General features: G+C 73.9%; 19 protein-coding genes. 9 read left to right on the top strand and 10 right to left on the bottom strand.

The genetic code is table 11. The annotated features are described in order from the left end of the window. Positions 1-16 precede the first annotated feature (16 nt). Positions 17-958, bottom strand: coding sequence for a DMT family transporter (locus ACFWJ4_RS06500; RefSeq protein WP_380539919.1), 942 nt, complete (start codon positions 956-958; stop codon positions 17-19). A gap of 145 nt (positions 959-1,103) precedes the next feature. Between ACFWJ4_RS06500 and ACFWJ4_RS06495 the strand changes: the two genes are divergently transcribed. The 4 genes from ACFWJ4_RS06495 to ACFWJ4_RS06480 all read left to right on the top strand — a co-directional run bounded on the left by ACFWJ4_RS06495 (position 1,104) and on the right by ACFWJ4_RS06480 (position 4,912). Then, entirely contained in the window at positions 1,104-1,643 is a 540-nt protein-coding gene (locus tag ACFWJ4_RS06495; RefSeq protein ID WP_380539916.1) for a hypothetical protein, read from the top strand. A 128-nt stretch (positions 1,644-1,771) separates the two neighbouring features. Continuing rightward, positions 1,772-3,070, top strand: coding sequence for a magnesium transporter MgtE N-terminal domain-containing protein (locus ACFWJ4_RS06490; protein ID WP_359903533.1), 1,299 nt, complete (start codon positions 1,772-1,774; stop codon positions 3,068-3,070). Between the two features lie 76 nt (positions 3,071-3,146). Next, positions 3,147-3,695, top strand: a complete 549-nt coding sequence (locus ACFWJ4_RS06485; RefSeq protein WP_380350196.1) for a DUF1003 domain-containing protein — start codon at positions 3,147-3,149, stop codon at positions 3,693-3,695. A gap of 56 nt (positions 3,696-3,751) precedes the next feature. Then, on the top strand, positions 3,752-4,912 hold the full coding sequence (locus ACFWJ4_RS06480; protein WP_359903536.1) for an Mrp/NBP35 family ATP-binding protein: 1,161 nt from the start codon (positions 3,752-3,754) through the stop codon (positions 4,910-4,912). 72 nt (positions 4,913-4,984) lie between these two features. On the opposite strand, the gene ACFWJ4_RS06475 is transcribed toward ACFWJ4_RS06480, so the two are convergent. The 4 genes from ACFWJ4_RS06475 to sigE form a co-directional block, all read right to left on the bottom strand. Further along, complete coding sequence (locus ACFWJ4_RS06475) at positions 4,985-5,653, bottom strand: hypothetical protein (RefSeq protein ID WP_359903538.1); 669 nt, start codon at positions 5,651-5,653, stop codon at positions 4,985-4,987. 244 nt (positions 5,654-5,897) lie between these two features. Beyond that, positions 5,898-6,332: a sec-independent translocase gene (locus ACFWJ4_RS06470; RefSeq protein ID WP_359903540.1), complete on the bottom strand. Its 435-nt coding sequence runs from the start codon at positions 6,330-6,332 to the stop codon at positions 5,898-5,900. Positions 6,333-6,480: 148 nt separating this feature from the next. Then, positions 6,481-7,365, bottom strand: a complete 885-nt coding sequence (locus ACFWJ4_RS06465; RefSeq protein ID WP_380539913.1) for a zf-HC2 domain-containing protein — start codon at positions 7,363-7,365, stop codon at positions 6,481-6,483. 122 nt (positions 7,366-7,487) lie between these two features. Then, complete coding sequence (gene sigE / locus ACFWJ4_RS06460; protein ID WP_380350193.1) at positions 7,488-8,219, bottom strand: RNA polymerase sigma factor SigE; 732 nt, start codon at positions 8,217-8,219, stop codon at positions 7,488-7,490. Positions 8,220-8,477: 258 nt separating this feature from the next. Between sigE and ACFWJ4_RS06455 the strand changes: the two genes are divergently transcribed. Then, positions 8,478-9,140: an O-methyltransferase gene (locus ACFWJ4_RS06455; protein WP_380540056.1), complete on the top strand. Its 663-nt coding sequence runs from the start codon at positions 8,478-8,480 to the stop codon at positions 9,138-9,140. A gap of 155 nt (positions 9,141-9,295) precedes the next feature. Here ACFWJ4_RS06455 and ACFWJ4_RS06450 read toward each other — a convergent pair whose 3' ends face one another. Then, positions 9,296-9,463 (bottom strand): DUF3117 domain-containing protein, encoded by a 168-nt coding sequence (locus ACFWJ4_RS06450; RefSeq protein WP_014137929.1) that lies wholly within the window; start codon positions 9,461-9,463, stop codon positions 9,296-9,298. A gap of 297 nt (positions 9,464-9,760) precedes the next feature. On the opposite strand from ACFWJ4_RS06450, the gene ACFWJ4_RS06445 reads away from it, so the two are divergent. Next, a complete protein-coding gene (locus tag ACFWJ4_RS06445) occupies positions 9,761-10,561 on the top strand; it encodes an enoyl-CoA hydratase-related protein (RefSeq protein ID WP_359903545.1) in 801 nt (266 codons plus the stop codon). A gap of 39 nt (positions 10,562-10,600) precedes the next feature. On the opposite strand, the gene ACFWJ4_RS06440 is transcribed toward ACFWJ4_RS06445, so the two are convergent. Next, complete coding sequence (locus ACFWJ4_RS06440; protein ID WP_359903548.1) at positions 10,601-11,194, bottom strand: DNA-3-methyladenine glycosylase I; 594 nt, start codon at positions 11,192-11,194, stop codon at positions 10,601-10,603. Between the two features lie 10 nt (positions 11,195-11,204). Continuing rightward, positions 11,205-11,645, bottom strand: a complete 441-nt coding sequence (locus ACFWJ4_RS06435; RefSeq protein ID WP_359903551.1) for a DivIVA domain-containing protein — start codon at positions 11,643-11,645, stop codon at positions 11,205-11,207. A gap of 181 nt (positions 11,646-11,826) precedes the next feature. On the opposite strand from ACFWJ4_RS06435, the gene folP reads away from it, so the two are divergent. Continuing rightward, positions 11,827-12,639 carry a dihydropteroate synthase gene (gene folP / locus ACFWJ4_RS06430; protein ID WP_380540053.1) on the top strand — a complete coding sequence of 271 codons (813 nt, stop codon included), beginning with the start codon at positions 11,827-11,829 and terminating at the stop codon, positions 12,637-12,639. Here the strand turns inward: folP and ACFWJ4_RS06425 are convergent. Together ACFWJ4_RS06425 and dapE are read right to left on the bottom strand one after the other, a co-directional pair. Then, positions 12,636-13,445: a TIGR00730 family Rossman fold protein gene (locus ACFWJ4_RS06425; protein ID WP_380350134.1), complete on the bottom strand. Its 810-nt coding sequence runs from the start codon at positions 13,443-13,445 to the stop codon at positions 12,636-12,638. The two genes, folP and ACFWJ4_RS06425, sit on opposite strands and share 4 nt — an antisense overlap. A gap of 111 nt (positions 13,446-13,556) precedes the next feature. Continuing rightward, complete coding sequence (gene dapE / locus ACFWJ4_RS06420) at positions 13,557-14,633, bottom strand: succinyl-diaminopimelate desuccinylase (protein WP_380539910.1); 1,077 nt, start codon at positions 14,631-14,633, stop codon at positions 13,557-13,559. Between the two features lie 187 nt (positions 14,634-14,820). On the opposite strand from dapE, the gene ACFWJ4_RS06415 reads away from it, so the two are divergent. Further along, complete coding sequence (locus tag ACFWJ4_RS06415) at positions 14,821-15,891, top strand: hypothetical protein (RefSeq protein WP_380539907.1); 1,071 nt, start codon at positions 14,821-14,823, stop codon at positions 15,889-15,891. Positions 15,892-16,195: 304 nt separating this feature from the next. Next, positions 16,196-16,996, top strand: coding sequence for a hypothetical protein (locus ACFWJ4_RS06410; protein ID WP_359903560.1), 801 nt, complete (start codon positions 16,196-16,198; stop codon positions 16,994-16,996). Positions 16,997-17,062 lie beyond the last annotated feature (66 nt).

Genomic DNA, 17,062 nt, shown 5'->3' with positions numbered 1-17,062 from the left:
GGCTCCGGTCCGACGGTCAGCGCCGCCCGCCGCGGGCGACCAGTACCAGGCCGAGCAGGATCAGCACCACCGCCGGGTAGGCGGCCGCCGGGGGCCACTGGCCCAGCCAGAGGGCGGCGATCAGCGCCGCGCCCGGGGTCTCCAGCAGGATCGCGGTGGAGGTGATCGACGGCCCGAGGTTGCGCACCACGCGGTTGCTCAGCGAGTGGCCGAGCAGCTGGGCGGCGACCATCAGCAGCACGATCTGCCACCACACCCCGGCCGGCCATCCGGCCAGCGGCGTTCCGGCCACCAGGCAGATCCCCAGCAGCACGACCGCCGTGGTGGCGTAGCAGACCAGGGTGTAGGCGGTGGTGCTGACGGTCCTGCGGACCTCGGCGCCCAGCAGCATGTACCCGGCGGCGGCCAGGCCCGCGCCGAGCGCGAGGGCGTCGCCGAGCAGCGCGCGCGGGGAGAGCGAGAGGTCCACGCCGGTCAGCACCAGCACGCCGGCGAAGGCGACGATCGTGCCGGTCCAGACCGCTCGCGGCGCCCGGACGCCCATCAGCCGCATCAGCAGGATGGTCCACAGCGGGGTGGTGGTGACCAGGGCGGTGGCCGAGGCCACCGAGGTCATCCGCAGGCTGGGCATCCAGAGCGCGAAGTGCACGCCGAGCAGCACTCCCGCGGCCACCGCGAGCAGCAGTGCCCGCCGGCCGATCCCGCGCAGTTCGGCGCGGTGGCGCAGCAGCGCGTACGGGCCGAGGACGCCGACCGACATGACGTTGCGCCAGAAGGCGATCGCCAGCGCGGGCGCGGCGGTGGCGCTGATCAGCGGACCGGACAGCGAGATGCCGCCGATCGAGACGGCGAGCAGCAGCAGGTCGAGGGTGGGGAGCGGGTGCGCCGGCCCCGGGCCGGCGGTCGCGGGGGTGGTCGGGGCGGCGGAGGGGGCGGTCGCGGGCCGGGCGGCGGACACGGCGCTCCTTGCTGGTCGCGGGGGTGGGGCGGTCATACGGTAAGGCCCATGGCGGCGCAATGGAACTGTCGCCCGGAGGCTGAGACGTCCGACCGGCTCCGGACCGCTCCGCCGGAGGGCCCCCGGTGGCCGTACGCTGTCCGCCATGGACCGTACGCCCGCCGCCGCGACCGCCGACGACTTCCTCGACCAGGCCCTGCTGGAGGAGGCCGCGAAGAAGTCCGGCCTGCTCTGGGTGCGCGCGGACGGGCAGGAGCACGCCCGGCCGCTGTGGCACGCCTGGCACGACGGCGCCGTCGTGGTGGTCGGCGGGGGCGGCGAGCAGCCGCTGCACGGCCTGGAGCCCGGCGCCGGGGCCGTGGTCACCGTCCGCAGCAAGGACAAGGGCGGCCGACTGACCGGCTGGAACGCCCGGGTGGTCGAACCGGCCCCGGGCAGCGAGGCCTGGCTGGGCGCCGTCGAGGAGCTCAAGGGCAAGCGGCTGAACGCGCCCGACACCGACGCCATCACCACCCGCTGGGCCCGCGAGTGCCGGGTGCTGCGGCTGGAGCCGACCGGCCCGCTCACCGAGCACCCCGGGGCGATGCCGGACGGCTCGCACGCCGCCCAGCCGCTGCCCACCCCGGCCACCACCCGCCGCCCGATCCCGGCCGGCCTGCCCAAACTGCTGTTCAAGCGCCGTTAAAGGTTCACGCCCGGGACTCGTCCGACGGCTACCGTGCCTCCCGGCCGGGCCCGGAACACGCGGGTAGCCTTGGCCGCGGACGCGCCCCCGGCGCATCCGGTACGGCATCGAGCGAGTCGAGGGAGTCCATGGCAGGGCCAGGCACCCGGGTCTTCATCTCCCATCTGTCCGCCATCGCGGTCTTCGACCCGAACGGCGACCAGGTCGGGCGGGTCCGGGACGTGGTCGTGTCGCTGCGGCTCGGCGGCCGCCCGCCGCGCGTGCTCGGCCTGGTGGTCGAGGTGGTCGGCCGGCGCCGGATCTTCCTGCCGATGACCCGGGTGACCAGCCTGGAGTCCGGCCAGGTGCTCACCACCGGCGTGATCAACATGCGCCGCTTCGAGCAGCGCCCGTCCGAGACCCTGGTGCTCGCCGAACTGCTGGACCGCACCGTCACCTGGTCCAAGACCGGCGAGCAGGTCACCGTGCTGGACGTCGGCATGGTGCAGAGCCGGCTGCGCGAGTGGGAGATCAGCAAGGTCTTCGTCCAGCTCGGCCGGGCCGGCCGGCTGCGCAAGGGCAAGGGCGAACGGCTCACCCTGGACTGGCAGGACGTCACCGGCTTCTCGCTGACCGAACAGGACCAGGGCGCGGCCAACCTGCTCGCCACCTTCGAGCAGCTGCGCCCCGCCGACCTCGCCAGCGTGCTGCACCACCTGTCCGCCAAGCGCCGGGCCGAGGTCGCCGCCGCCCTCGACGACGAGCGGCTGGCCGACGTCCTGGAGGAGCTGCCCGAGGACGACCAGGTCGAGATCATCGGCAAGCTCCAGGAGGAGCGCGCCGCCGACGTCCTGGAGGCGATGGACCCGGACGACGCCGCCGACCTGCTCTCCGAGCTGCCCGGCGACGAGGCCGAGCGGCTGCTCCAGCTGATGGAGCCGGACGAGGCCGCGCCGGTGCGCCGCCTGCTGACCTACGAGGAGGACACCGCCGGCGGTCTGATGACCACCGAGCCGGTCGTGCTGGAGCCGGACGCGACCGTCGCCGAGGCGCTGGCCCGGGTCCGGGTCAGCGACCACAAGCCCGCGCTGGCCGCGCAGGTCTTCGTCTGCCGCCCGCCGAACGAGACCCCGACCGGCCGCTACCTGGGCACCGTGCACTTCCAGCGGCTGCTGCGCGAACCCCCGTACGTCCTGGTCGGCTCGCTGGTGGACGACGACCTGGACCCGCTGCCGCCGGACACCCCGCTGTCGCTGATCACCAGCTACCTGGCGACCTACAACCTGGTCGCCGCACCGGTCGTGGACGACGCGGACCACCTGCTCGGCGCGGTGACCGTCGACGACGTGCTCGACCACCTGCTGCCGGACGACTGGCGCGACGCCGCGCTGCACGCCCACGACGAGGACCGCGACGACGAGAGCGAAGGGGTGACCGGTGGACGGTGACCGCAGCGGACGGCCGGACGACTCCGCGCGCCGACGCCTCCAGGGAGAACTGCGCCAGCTGCGTCAGCTGCGCGAGCTGCGCACCCGCGAGGGCGGCCGGGACCGGCGCTCGGACACCGCGCCGATCACCGGCACCGGCCGCGCCCGGCTCGACCAGCCGCGCACCGCGCGGCCCGGCCTGCTCTCGCTGCCCTCCTACGACCCGGAGGCCTTCGGCGTCCTGTCCGAGCGGATCGCCCGCTTCCTCGGCACCGGCCGGTTCATCGTCTGGATGACGGTGGTGGTCGTCGTCTGGATAGCGTGGAACACCCTGCTGCCGGCGAACGTGCGCTTCGACGAGTACCCGTTCATCTTCCTGACCCTGGCGCTGTCCCTGCAGGCCTCGTACGCGGCCCCGCTGATCCTGCTGGCGCAGAACCGCCAGGACAACCGGGACCGGGTCAACATGGAGCAGGACCGGGCCCGCAGCGACCGCAACATCGCCGACACCGAGTACCTGACCCGCGAGGTCGCGGCCCTGCGGCACGGGCTCGGCGAGGTGGCCACGCGGGACTTCATCCGGTCCGAACTCCAGTCCCTGCTCAAGGAGATCGACGAGCGCCGGGAGTCCTCCGACGCCCTGTGACCCTCGGCACGCTACCGGCGAGTCAAGGGAATCCGTCGGCGCCGTACCATCAAGGCATGGCCAACGAGACAGAGGTCGCGGCCGGCGTCACGGAGGAGTCCGTACGCCAGGCGCTGGCGACCGTCAACGACCCGGAGATCAACCGCCCGATCACCGAGATCGGCATGGTGAAATCGGTCGGGATCGCCGAGGGCGGCGCGGTGCGCGTCGCGGTCTACCTGACGGTCTCCGGCTGCCCGATGCGCGACACCATCGTCACCCGGGTGCGCGAGGCGGTCGGGAAGGTCCCCGGCGTGACCGGCGTCGAGGTCGAGCTCGACGTGATGAGCGACGAGCAGCGCAAGGAGCTGTCCCAGCTGCTGCGCGGCGGCGCCCCCGAGCGGGAGATCCCGTTCGCCAAGCCGGGCACGCTGACCAGGGTCTACGCCGTCGCCTCCGGCAAGGGCGGCGTCGGCAAGTCCTCGGTGACCGTCAACCTGGCGGCCGCGATGGCCGCCGACGGTCTGAAGGTCGCCGTGGTGGACGCCGACATCTACGGCCACAGCGTGCCGCGCATGCTGGGCGTCGAGGGCCGTCCGACCCAGGTCCAGGACATGATCATGCCGCCGCAGGCGAACGGCGTGAAGGTCATCTCGATCGGCATGTTCACCCCGGGCAACGCCCCGGTGGTCTGGCGCGGCCCGATGCTGCACCGCGCGCTCCAGCAGTTCCTCGCCGACGTGTACTGGGGCGACCTGGACGTGCTGCTGCTGGACCTGCCGCCCGGCACCGGCGACATCGCGATCTCGGTGGCCCAGCTGGTCCCCAACGCGGAGATCCTGATCGTCACCACCCCGCAGATGGCCGCCGCCGAGGTCGCCGAGCGGGCCGGGACCATCGCGGTGCAGACCCACCAGAAGATCGTCGGCGTGATCGAGAACATGTCCGGCATGCCGTGCCCGCACTGCGACGAGATGATCGACGTCTTCGGGACCGGCGGCGGCCGGACCGTCGCGGACGCGCTCACCCGCACCGTCGGCGCGACCGTCCCGGTGCTCGGCTCGATCCCGATCGACGTACGGCTGCGCGAGGGCGGCGACGACGGCCGCCCGGTCGTACTCGCCGCGCCCGACTCCCCGGCCGGCGCCGCCCTGCGCGCCGTGGCCGGCAAGCTCGGCGGCCGCCAGCGCGGGCTGTCCGGCATGTCGCTGGGCCTGACGCCCAGGAACAAGTTCTGAGACCGTGACCGACGAAGGGCCGGGTGGCCGGACCACCCGGCCCTTCGTCGTACCGTCGCGCGCCCCGGGGCGCTACGGCCGGGTGTAGGCGGCCAGCTCCGGAACGGTGGAGAAGCCGATGCCGTAGGCGCTGACGCCGCGGCCGTAGGCGCCGAGCAGGACGCCGGGGGCCTCGCCGGCCAGCACCCAGCCGTACTCGGACTCGCGGTAGCGGAAGGGCTGCGGCAGCCCGTTGACGGGCAGGCTGAGGGTGGACCAGCCGGGGCCCGCCAGGTCGTCGGCGAGGTCCCAGGCGAGGCTGCTCTGCTGGTCCAGCCAGTCCTGGCGCAGCGCCCGGTCCAACTGCCCGGGCCAGGTCCCGGCGAGCAGGCCGGAGCCGGCCAGCCAGGCCGCGGAGGAGGCGGAGGTCGCCTCCAGGGTGCCGGTGTTGTCGGCACTGCGGCGGCTGTCCCGGCGGGCCACCGTGACCACGACGGCGAACTTCCGCACGTCTCGCGGCTCGTACCGCTGGGCCGGCTCCTCGCCGTGGCCGAGCGAGCCGTAGTCGACGCTGCCCGCGGTGCGGGGGCCGGCGCCGGCCTGCACCAGGAAGCGGCGGCCGGTCCAGCCCTCGTCCAGCCCGTACCAGGGGAAGTCTGCGGACAGGTAGGGCACCAGCGGGTCCACCGGGCCGGCCTGTCCGCCGACCACCGGGCCGCCGGCCGTGGCCGTCGCCCCTCCCGCCTGACTCGTCGCGTCCATCCCCGGGCCTCCTCAAACACACGTTTGCCTGCCGTGGCGCGCTCCCATGGTGGCGCACCGCGGCGCTCCCCGGGGCCGTTCCTGGTACGCGACGGGGCGCGTTGTGACGGACGGCTCAGCGGGAACAATCAGCACAATAGCGGCGCACGCGCCACCGCCCCGCTCAGCCGGTGGCCGGGCGGGGCGGTGGCGCGGAGCCGGAGGCGCCGTACGCGGTGCGGATCGACCGGCGTACGCGGCGTGATCAGGTGGCGTCGGGGTCGAACGGGGGGCGCTCGCCGGGCGCCAGCGGGGCACCGGTGGAGGCGGCGGCCGGCTCGGACTTCTCGAAGCTGACGCTGCCGCTGCGGCCGTTGACCGGCGCCGCGGGCTTGTCGTCCAGGACCGAGCGGATGTCCAGCGAGTCCTTCATCTCCTTGAGGCCCAGCGGGTCGTCCTGGCCGCCCATGAGCTGCTTGCGGACGAAGGTCTTGGGGTTCAGGTCCTCGAACTCGAAGTCCTGGAACTCGGGGCCCAGCTCGCTGCGGATGTCCTCCTTCGCGTTGTCGGCGAAGGAACGGATCTTCCGGATGAAGCCCATGGTGTCCTGGATCAATTTCGGCAGTTTGTCCGGGCCGAAGATGATGATCGCCATCACGGCGAGCGTCAGGAGCTCCAGCCCACCCACGTCGCTGAACACCTTTGCTCCCTAGCTCGTCGGACGACGGTTCCTACAGGGTAATGGCCACCGGCGAGTCCCTGGTCCACGCTGGGATGAAGCCGTGGTAAAGACCTGCCGGTGGCCGAGGCCGTCCGGACCGGAACACCGGTGTCCGTCGAGGGCCGCTCTAGCGAGTCTGCTGGCGCAGTGCGGCGGCGCCCCCGGGGTAGCGCTCCGGGTAGCCCGGCGGGGTCGCCTCGCGGGTCGCGGCGACCGGGCGGCCCGGGAAGTCCACCGGGACCTGCGCGTTCATCGGGACGAGTCCGCCGCCCCGGCCGGTGCCGGCACCGGGCGGGCTGACGGTGGTGCCGTGGCGCTCCTCGCCCTGGGTGCTGAGCCCGCCGACGCCGCCGAGCGTCACCGCGGCGACGGAGAAGGCGCCCGCGGCCGCGAACACCAGTCGGCGTCCGCGCGCGGGAGGGCGCACGACGGCCGCGGAGGGCTGCGGACGGGCCGGGGCGGCGGTGGGCTCGGGACGGGCCGCGCGCCGGCCCATGAGCGGCCGCAGCACCGCGCCGCGCCCGAAGGCGCGCGGGTCCACCCCGGGCAGCGGGGCGCCGGCGCCGAGCGCGCCCGCGCCGAAGGAGGCCCCGGCACCGCGGCCGAAGGAGCCGCCGTCGAGCCGGCTGCCGCCGAGCGTGCCGGTGGCCGCGACCCCGCCACCGGGCAGGTCGTCGTCGTCATCGCGGCGGCCGCGTCCGGTCGGCCGGTCGCGGTCCGCCGGGGCGTCCTCGGGGAGGTTTCCGACGGCCATCAGGCGGGCCATCAGCGCGGAGGACGGGCCGGGGGTGCCGGTGCGGGTCAGCATGTGCTTGACGGCGCGGCCCTCGTCGGCCTCGGCGAGGCACTGGGGGCAGGTCGCCAGGTGGGCCTGGACGCGGTCGCGCGAGTCGTGGCCGAGTTCGCCGTCCAGGAAGGCGGAGAGGCGCTCGCCCAGGTGGTGCTCCTCGGCGGCGGGCGCGGTGGGGCGGACGGGAAGCGCGTGCAGCGCCGTGTCCGCGGGCAGTGCCACCGCGGGCAGCACGGGCTCACCGGGTTCGTCGCCTCCGCGACGGCCCGGCAGGGCCCAGCCCCGTCGGGTCAGGGACCGGTCGGACGCATCCGAACGATCCGAACCGGACCGGCTGGTTCCGCTCACGATCGCCTCCGTCCGCGCCCACCGGGCGCGACCGCGGCCTCGACCACGCCGACGCCGACCGGCACCGGCTCCTCCGAGCCGCCGCGGCGCTCACGGCCGGGGGCCGAGCCGGGGGCGCGGTGCTTGAGCGCGGCGCGCAGGTGCGAGCGGCCGCGGTGGATGCGGCTGCGGACGGTGCCGAGCTTGACGCCCAGCGTGGCGGCGATCTCCTCGTAGGACAGGCCCTCGATGTCGCAGAGCACCACGGCGGCCCGGAACTCCGGCGCGAGGGTGTCCAGCGCCTGCTGGACGTCGGCGTCGAAGTGGGTGTCGCTGAAGTGCTGGGCCGGGCTGGGCTCGCGGGAGGCGAGCCGCTCCGCCGCGTCCTCGCCGAGCGCGTCGAAGCGGATGCGCTGGCGGCGGCGGACCATGTCCAGGAAGAGGTTGGTGGTGATCCGGTGCAGCCAGCCCTCGAACGTGCCGGGGGTGTAGGTCGACAGCGAACGGAACACCCGGACGAAGACCTCCTGGGTGAGGTCCTCGGCGTCGTGCTGGTTGCCCGTCAGACGGTAGGCGAGCCGGTAGACGCGGGCGCTGTGCGCCTCGACGATCTCCTCCCAGGTGGGCGGAGTCCAGGTCTGCGCGTCGGGACCTTCGGTGAAGGTCGCGAGGGCGGGGGCCTCGGTGGCACCGTCGGTCGGCGTAGCGGCCGCGGGCTGGTCCAGGTCGGAGTGCGCAGGCTGGTTCATCACGGGCTTCGGCGTACGGGCTGACGCGGTGCCGCGGGAGTGCCGCCGCACAGGGACGTCGCCCTCGGCCACACCTCCTCGGTCGGCTCTTCTGCCCAGCAGGGCCACCACCATATCCACCTCACCCGTCAAGCCCGGATAAAAGTGCCCGGGAGGCCTTCCGCACCCGGTCCGTCCTGACAACGGCCCGCCGCCGTACGCGGTTCCCGGTCGGCCAGTAATCTGTGCCAGGAAATATCGACATCCCTCGGCACCGGGCTGCCGCCCGGCGCTCCGAAAGAGGCAGCCATCAGCGAATTCGGGCCCGCACGTGCGGCCCTCGCCGACACCTACGTGAGCGAGGACGCGGTGCTGACCTACGCCCGGGCCCAGTCCGCGCGGACCGGGATAAAGGCGATCGGGCCGAGCGGCGGGGCGTGCCTGCGGCTGCTGGCCGCCGCGCTGGACGCCAAGGCGGTCGCCGAGATCGGCACCGGCACCGGGGTATCAGGGGTCTACCTGCTGCGCGGGATGCGGCCGGACGGCGTGCTCACCACGGTGGACTCCGAACCGGTGCGCCAGCAGCTGGCCCGCGAGGCGTACCAGGCGGCCGGGTTCGCGGCCAACCGCTCCCGGTTCATACCGGGCCGGGCCCTGGAGGTGCTGCCCCGGCTCGCCGACGGCCAGTACGACCTGGTGTTCTGCGACGGCGACCCGGTCGAGTCCTGCGAGTACCTGCTGGAGGCGCTGCGGCTGCTGCGGCCGGGCGGGATGGTCTGTTTCGAGGGGGTCTTCCAGGAGGGCAGGCTGGCCGAACCGGAGCTCCAGGACCCGCAGACCGGCGCCGTCCGGGACCTGGTCCGGGACGTGCGGGAGAGCGAGGCCCTGCTGCCGGCACTGCTGCCGGTGTCGGACGGGCTGCTCTGCGCCATCAAGCGCTGAGCCCGGCGCCATCGAGCGCTGAGCCCGGCGCCATCGAGCGCCGAGCCCGGCGCCCCGCGGGGACCGGGCCCGGAAAACGTGCGGACCCGGGCCGACATGACGTCGTACCCGGGCCCGGCAGCACATCTCCAGGAGATGGCGAGCACCTGCTGCGGTCAGCCGCAGGCCTTCTTCAGGGCCTCGCCGAGGGCGTCGGCCTCGTCAGGCGTGAGCTCCACCACAAGGCGTCCGCCGCCTTCGAGCGGAACGCGCATGATGATGCCCCGCCCCTCTTTGGTGACTTCGAGCGGGCCGTCACCCGTCCGCGGCTTCATGGCCGCCATGCTCGTTCCCCTTCCTGCAACCGCTCAGCTACGCACCGGCAGTCCGTCCACCGCCGGTATCGAACGCATTGATCGGAAGCCATTATCCCGCATGCCACGGGCTGATGACCAACATCACTCTCGGTGCAACCACGGCCGGACCGCCCCCAACCGCCGCAAACCGCGTCATAAGCCCCGGCGTGGCGGCGGTACGGACAGCACCGGAAGGTGCGATACCTCACACTCCCCAGGCCCCCGTGTGCTCCGGCATCCTGACACACACGACCGACACCGCCTCGACCCCGGGAGCCCTCACCCATGTCCGATTCCGTGCTGTACGAGCTGGACGGCGGCCTGGCCGTCCTCACCATCAACCGCCCGGAGGCGATGAACGCGCTCGACGTCGCCACCAAGATCGCGCTGCGCGACGCCGTGACCGCCGCGGCCGCGGACCCGGCGGTGCGGGCCGTCCTGCTGACCGGGGCGGGCGAGCGGGCCTTCTGCGTCGGCCAGGACCTGAACGAGCACCTGACCCTGCTGAAGCGGGCCGAGGAGACCGGCGAGGGCGCGCTGCGGACCGTCGCCGAGCACTACAACCCGCTGGTGCGGGCGCTGGCCGGGATGCGCAAGCCGACCGTCGCCGCGGTCGGCGGGGTGGCGGCCGGAGCCGGCGCCTCGCTCGCCTTCGCCTGCGACTTCCGTTTCCTGTCCGACCGGGCCGGCTTCAACACCGCCTTCGCCGGGATCGGGCTGACCGCCGACTCGGGCGCCTCCTGGACACTGCCCCGGCTGGTCGGGCACGCCAGGGCCACCGAGCTGCTGATGCTCCCCCGGACGGTCAAGGCCGCCGAGGCGATGGAGCTGGGCCTGGCCACCAAGGTGGTGCCGGCCGAGGAACTCGCCGCCACCGCCCGGGCCTTCGCCCGCGAGCTGGCCGAGGGCCCGACCGTCGCCTACGGCGCCATCAAGGAGTCGCTGGCGTACGGCGCCTCCCACTCGCTGGACGAACTCCTCGACAAGGAGGACGAGTTGCAGACGCTGGCGGGCGAGAGCGAGGACCACCGGATCGCGGTGCGCGCCTTCATCGCCAAGGAGAAGCCGAAGTACCTGGGCCGCTGAAGCGCGCGGGGGCCGACCACCGGGTCCCCGCGTCGGCGGTCAGCCCTTGGCGCCGGTGCGGACGTGGCAGTCCGCCAGGTGGTCGTCGACCAGCCCGCAGGCCTGCATCAGGGCGTAGGCGGTGGTCGGGCCGACGAAGCGGAAGCCCTCCTTCTTCAGCGCCTTCGCCAGCGCCGTCGACTCCGGCGTGACGGCCGGCACCTCGCTCAGCGTGCGGGGGGCCGGCCGGTCCGGCTCGGCGGCGAACCGCCAGATCAGCGCGTCCAGGCCGCCCTCCAGATCGCGGGCGACCCGCGCGTTGGCGATCGCCGCCTCGATCTTGGCCCGGTTGCGGATGATGCCGGCGTCGGCGAGCAGGCGCTCCTTGTCCGCCTCGCCGAACTCGGCGACCTCGGCGATCTCGAAACCCGCGAACGCGGCCCGGAAGCCCTCGCGGCGGCGCAGGATGGTCAGCCAGGACAGGCCCGACTGGAAGGCCTCCAGGCAGACCCGCTCGAACAGCGCGTCGTCGCCGTGCACCGGACGGCCCCACTCGGTGTCGTGGTAGACCCGGTAGTCGTCGGTGGAATCGCCCCAGGCGCAGCGGCGCAGCCCGTCCGCACCGAGCACCGCGCCCTCGACCTCACCACTCATGCGCACCCGTTCACTTGTCGGCCCCCGGCTTCGCGTCCTCGGGGGTCTGCTCCCCGGCCGGCTGCTTGGCGAGCACCACGGCCGGCTCGACCACCTGGGCGAACTGCTCCAGGCCGGGCAGCGGCTCGGCCGCCGGGTCGGGGGCGGTGGTCGCCTCGACCGCGCCGCGCAGGTGGGCGGCGGCCTCCAGCTCGGCGATCCGCGCGTCGCGGTAGGCGAGTTCGGCGCCGAGGCGGTCCAGGACGTCGTCCACCTCGTCCATCCGGTAGCCGCGCAGCGCCATCGGCAGGCGCAGCTCGTCCACGTCCGCCTTGCCCAGCGGGCGGTCCTGCGGCAGTCGCGCGGAGATGCGGTCCGGTACCGCCTCCGGCATCGACCCACCCCCACCCAGCGCCACCAGGGCGGCACCACCGACCACCACGGCCATGGCGACCACGATCACCCAGAACACGAGCTGTCCTCCCGAACTCCCGGCCGGTCCGCTATGTGGTGGCAGGTAACCACACTGATCATGACAGCATGGTCCCTTAGTGAGGCCGGGGGCCATCATCGCACCCGCAGGAGCTGTGGAGGAGACATCGGTGGCACTGCGCCTGGGACCGCGGGAATTCGGTGACGACGAGCTGGTGATCATGGCGATCGTCAACCGGACGCCGGACTCGTTCTTCGACAAGGGCGCGACCTTCGCCGACCGGGCCGCCTTCGCCGCCGCGGACCGGGCGATGGCCGAGGGCGCGGCGATCCTGGACATCGGCGGGGTGAAGGCCGGGCCGGGCGACGAGGTCACGGTCGAGGAGGAACTGCGGCGCACCGTGCCCTTCGTGGCCGAGCTGCGCAAGCGCCACCCCGAGGCGGTCATCAGCGTGGACACCTGGCGGCACGAGGTCGGCGAGGCGGTCTGCGAGGTGGGCGCGGACCTGCTGAACGACGCCTGGGGCGGGGTGGACCCGAAGCTCGCCGAGGTGGCCGCCCGGTACGACGCCGGGCTGGTCTGCACCCACGCCGGCGGCGCCGAACCCCGCACCCGGCCGCACCGGGTCGGGTACGAGGACGTGATGGCGGACATCCTGCGGGTGACCGTGGGACTGGCCGAGCGCGCGGTGGAGCTCGGCGTGCGGCGGGACGCGGTGGTCATCGACCCGGGGCACGACTTCGGCAAGAACACCCGGCACTCGCTGGAGGCCACCCGGCGGCTGCCGGAGATGACCGCGACCGGCTTCCCGGTGCTGGTCTCGCTCTCCAACAAGGACTTCGTCGGCGAGACCCTGGACAAGCCGGTGAACGAGCGGCTGCTCGGCACCCTGGCCACCACCGCGGTCTCGGCCTGGCTGGGTGCGCGGATCTACCGGGTGCACCAGGTCGCGGAGACCCGCCAGGTGCTGGACATGGTCGCCTCGATCCGGGGCACCCGCGCCCCGGCGGTCGCCCGCCGGGGGCTGGCCTAGATCTCGCCGGCGGGCCGGCGGGCGTCGGCGAGGATCTTCATGACCTCGTCGATCTCGTCGGTGATGTGGAACAGCTCCAGGTCGTGCGGGGCCGCCTTGCCCTGCGCGACCAGGGTGTTCTTCAGCCACTCGTAGAGGCCGCCCCAGTAGGCGCTGCCGTAGAGGATCACCGGGAAGCGGGTGACCTTCTTCGTCTGCACCAGGGTGAGCGCCTCGAACAGCTCGTCCAGCGTGCCGAGCCCGCCGGGCAGGACCACGAAGCCCTGGGCGTACTTCACGAACATCGTCTTGCGGACGAAGAAGTAGCGGAAGTTCAGACCGAGGTCGACGAACTCGTTGAGGCCCTGCTCGAAGGGCAGCTCGATGCCGAGCCCGACGCTGAGGCCGCCGGCCCCGGAGGCGCCGCGGTTGGCGGCCTCCATCGCGCCCGGGCCGCCGCCGGTGATCACCGCGTAGCCGGCCTCGACGAGGGCCCGGCCGATCTCCACGCCCGCCTGGTACTCGGGCGAGTCGACCGGGGTCCGGGCGGAGCCGAAGACGCTGATAGCGGGCGGGAGTTCGGCGAGGGCGCCGAAGCCCTCGACGAACTCGGAGGTGATCCGCAGGACCCGCCACGGGTCGGTGTGCAGCCAGTCGGTGGGGCCGGTGGTGTCCAGCAGGCGCTGGTCCGTGGTGCTCGTGCCGACCTGGTCCCGGCGCACCAGCACCGGGCCCTTCTGCTTCTCGGGCCAGGCCTTCTTCTTCCGCGGCACCCCGACCTGCTCGGGACCGTGACCGTAGTGCTTCTCGTCTCCTGTGCCTGTCATGACGAAACCCTACGCCGATCTTCCCCCGTTTTCAGGCAACGGGGGAAGGTCGGTTGAGCAACCGGAAGGTGGCGTTCGGCCGCTGATCGTACGAGCTGAGCCGCGCGCGGCTCAGCTGGTCAGCCAGGCGCGCAGCCGCTCCTCGACCTCGGCGATGGCGCTCAGCGAGCAGTGCTCCTCGCGCTTGTGCGCCAGGTTCGGGTCCCCGGGGCCGTAGTTGACGGCCGGGACGCCGAGCGCGCTGAAGCGGGCGACGTCGGTCCAGCCGAACTTGGCCCGGGCCTGGCCGCCGGTGGCCGCCAGGAAGGCCTGGGCGGCCGGCTGGGCGAGTCCGGGCAGGGCGCCCGCGGCGAAGTCGGTGACGGTGAGCTCGAAACCGTCGAAGACCTCGCGCACGTGCTTCTCCGCGTCGGCCTCGCTGCGGTCCGGCGCGTAGCGGAAGTTGACCGTGACGACGCACTCGTCCGGGATCACGTTGCCGGCCACGCCGCCGTCGATCCGCACCGCGTTCAGGCCCTCGCGGTACTCCAGGCCGTCGATCTCCACCCGGCGCGGCCGGTAGTCCGCGAGCCGGGTGAGCACCTCGGCGGCGTGGTGGATGGCGTTGTCGCCGAGCCAGCTGCGGGCCGCGTGGGCGCGCACGCCGGTGAGCCGCACCTGCGCCCGCAGGGTGCCCTGGCAGCCGCCCTCGACCATGCCGCCGCTGGGCTCCATCAGCACCGCGAAGTCGCCCGCCAGCCACTGCGGGTGGTCCTTGGCGAGGTGGCCCAGGCCGTTGCGGTGGGCCTCCACCTCCTCGCAGTCGTAGAAGACGAAGGTGAGGTCGCGGTTGGGCTCGGCGAGCGTGGCGGCCAGGCGCAGCTGGACGGCCACGCCGGACTTCATGTCCGAGGTGCCGCAGCCGTAGAGCAGGTCGCCCTCGACGTACGAGGGGAGGTTGTCGGCGATCGGCACGGTGTCCAGGTGGCCGGCCAGGACGACGCGCTCGGCCCGGCCCAGGTTCGTCCGGGCGACCACGTTGTTGCCGTGGCGGTCCACGGTGAGGTGCGGGTAGCCGCGCAGCGCGGCCTCCACGGCGTCGGCGAGCGCCTGCTCGTCGCCGCTCACCGAGGGGAAGTCGACGAGGCGGGCGGTCAGCGCGCCGCCGTCGAGAGTGAGGTCCAGGGGCGTCGGGTTCGGGCTGCTCATGGGCGCCAGCCTAGTCCGCGGCCCGGTGCGGGCCGGTGCGGCCGCCCGGTGACACGGACCGGCCCCCGCCGTCCCCGGGGGCGGCGCCCGGACGGCGAGTGGGCGGGCAACGGCAACCGGGAGGCGCCGCACATCCGTCCGAGTGGGTACGGTGTCGGATCAAGGAGCAGGCGCGAGAGGGGCGACGGTGGCCAGGAGAAGGAGCAGCGAGGAGCTGGGCGACGAAGAGGAGCCCACTCGCCGCCGCGGGCCGCTGCGCGCCCTGCTGATGGTGATCGTCGGGCTGCTCGGCCTGGCCCTGGTCGCCGGTCTGGCCGTGGTCGGGATCTGGTGGTTCGGCTTCAAGCCGGGCGCGTCCGAGGAGTGCACGGTGAAGACCGCGGCGGGCAGCGGCACGCTGGAGCTGCCGCAGGCCGCCAACGCCGCGACGATCGCCGCGGTGGCGCGCTCGCGCGGGCTGCCGGACCGGGCCACCACGATCTCGCTGGCGACCGCCATGCAGGAGTCCAAGCTGCGCAACCTGGCGGGCGGCGACCGGGACTCGATCGGCCTCTTCCAGCAGCGGCCGTCGATGGGCTGGGGCACCCCGGCGCAGATCTCGGACCCGGTGTACGCGACCAACAAGTTCCTGGACGGCCTGGTCAAGGTCCCCGGCTACACCCGGATGCCGCTGACCGACGCCGCGCAGACGGTGCAGAAGAGCGGCTACCCGCAGGCCTACGCCAAGCACGAGACCAAGGCGACCCTGCTCACCTCGGCGCTGGCCGGCCGGGAGCCCGCCTCGTTCTCCTGCGTGGTGCACGACTACGCCAAGCCGGACCCGGCGGACTCCGCCTCCGCCTCCCCGGGCGCGACGCCGGGTGCCACCGCGACCCCGGCCGCGGCGCCGGACCGGGCCCAGGTGCTGTCCGACCGGGTGCGCCGGGAGTTCGGCCGCACGGTGACGCCGGCGACCGGCTACACCTCGACCATCAAGGGCGCCGAGAACGCCGTCTCGCTGACCCCGGACCCGGCCACCGCCGCGCTGACCTCCTCCTCGGACGCGGGGGCGGACGGCGGGGTGGTCGCCGAGCGGGCGAGCGGCTGGGAGGTCGCCCACTGGGCGGTCGCCCAGGCCCAGCAGCTGGGCATCGCGACGGTCGCCTACGACGGGAAGATCTGGCGCAAGTCCAAGTCCGAGGACGGCTGGCAGAGCCAGACCTCGGGCACCTCGACCAAGCTCGTCCAGGTCACTCTGGCCCCGGCCGACAAGGGCTGACGCACTGGTGTTCGGGTTGCCGCCGGTCGGGTGATTCCGGTCAACCCCGGTGGACCGACCCCCCGTTCCGGCGAACCGGGATGGAGAACCGTCACTGCCCTTGGCCGGGGCCGGTTCGGCGACGTCCGACCGGGCCCGGCGGACACCCCTGTCGTGGTCGTACGATCCGATGATCGACCAGGAAGCTTCCTTGCACCGGCCGAAACCTTCTGGCTTCTCAAGCGGTAACAACGTCGTCCGCCCGATCGGCCACACCCGGCCCCCGGGGCGGACGGGACGGACCCAGACCCCTTCGAGGAGCCCCATGTCTCACCCCCTCACGCGCCGGATCGCCCAGGCCGCGCTCGTCGTGGCCGCCGGAGCGACCCCGCTGCTCGCCGCCGGCTCCGCGTCCGCCCTGGGCGGAGACGCCCTGCTGCCCAAGAGCGACCTCGCGGCACCGCTGGGCCAGCTGACCAACACCGACACCGGTTCCACCCTCCAGCACACCACCCACCAGCTCGGCCAGGCCGCCGGCACCACCGGTGCGGCCACCGTCGCCGCGGGCGTACCGGCCTCCGCCGACGCCGCCGGCAACATCGTCGCCCAGCAGCTGCCCGAGGCCAACGAGAAGGCCGGCTCGCTGACCGCCCCGGTCGACCAGACCGCCGCGACGGCCGGCCAGCTCTCCTCGGTCACCCCGAAGGTCACCTCGGCCCTGGCCGGCAAGCTCGGCGAGGCCGTCACCGGCAAGAGCACGGCCACCCGCAGCGCCACCGCCGGCACCGGCCCGCTCGACGGGCTCACCTCGGGCCCGGTCACCCAGACCCTGCCGGCCGCCGGGACCCTCACCGGCGCCGTCCCCGGCGGCACCGCCGTCGCCGACGCCCTGCCCGTCGGCGCGGTGCAGCGCGCGCTGCCCCTCGGCTCCGTCGAGCAGGCCCTGCCGGCCGACCTGCCCGCCACCGACGTGCTCGGCCTGGCCGAGCACGGGTCGGCCAACCGCCTCGGCGGTGCCGACCTCGGCTCGAACAGCCCGCTGTCCGGCCTGACCGGCGCGCTCGGCCCGCTCGGCGGCCTGCTGGGCAGCCTCAACGGCGGCGGCCTCAACGGCCTGCCGCTGTAACCCCCGCCTCCGCGGAGAACCCCGAAGGGGGCCGGTGTCCGTGACACCGGCCCCCTTCGCCGTACG

The sequence above is a fragment of the Kitasatospora sp. NPDC127067 genome, from assembly GCF_042724755.1.
GTDB lineage: Bacteria > Actinomycetota > Actinomycetes > Streptomycetales > Streptomycetaceae > Kitasatospora > Kitasatospora lactacystinica.
Note: the sequence above shows the minus strand (reverse complement) of the source record. Positions and strands in the feature narration are given on the sequence as shown.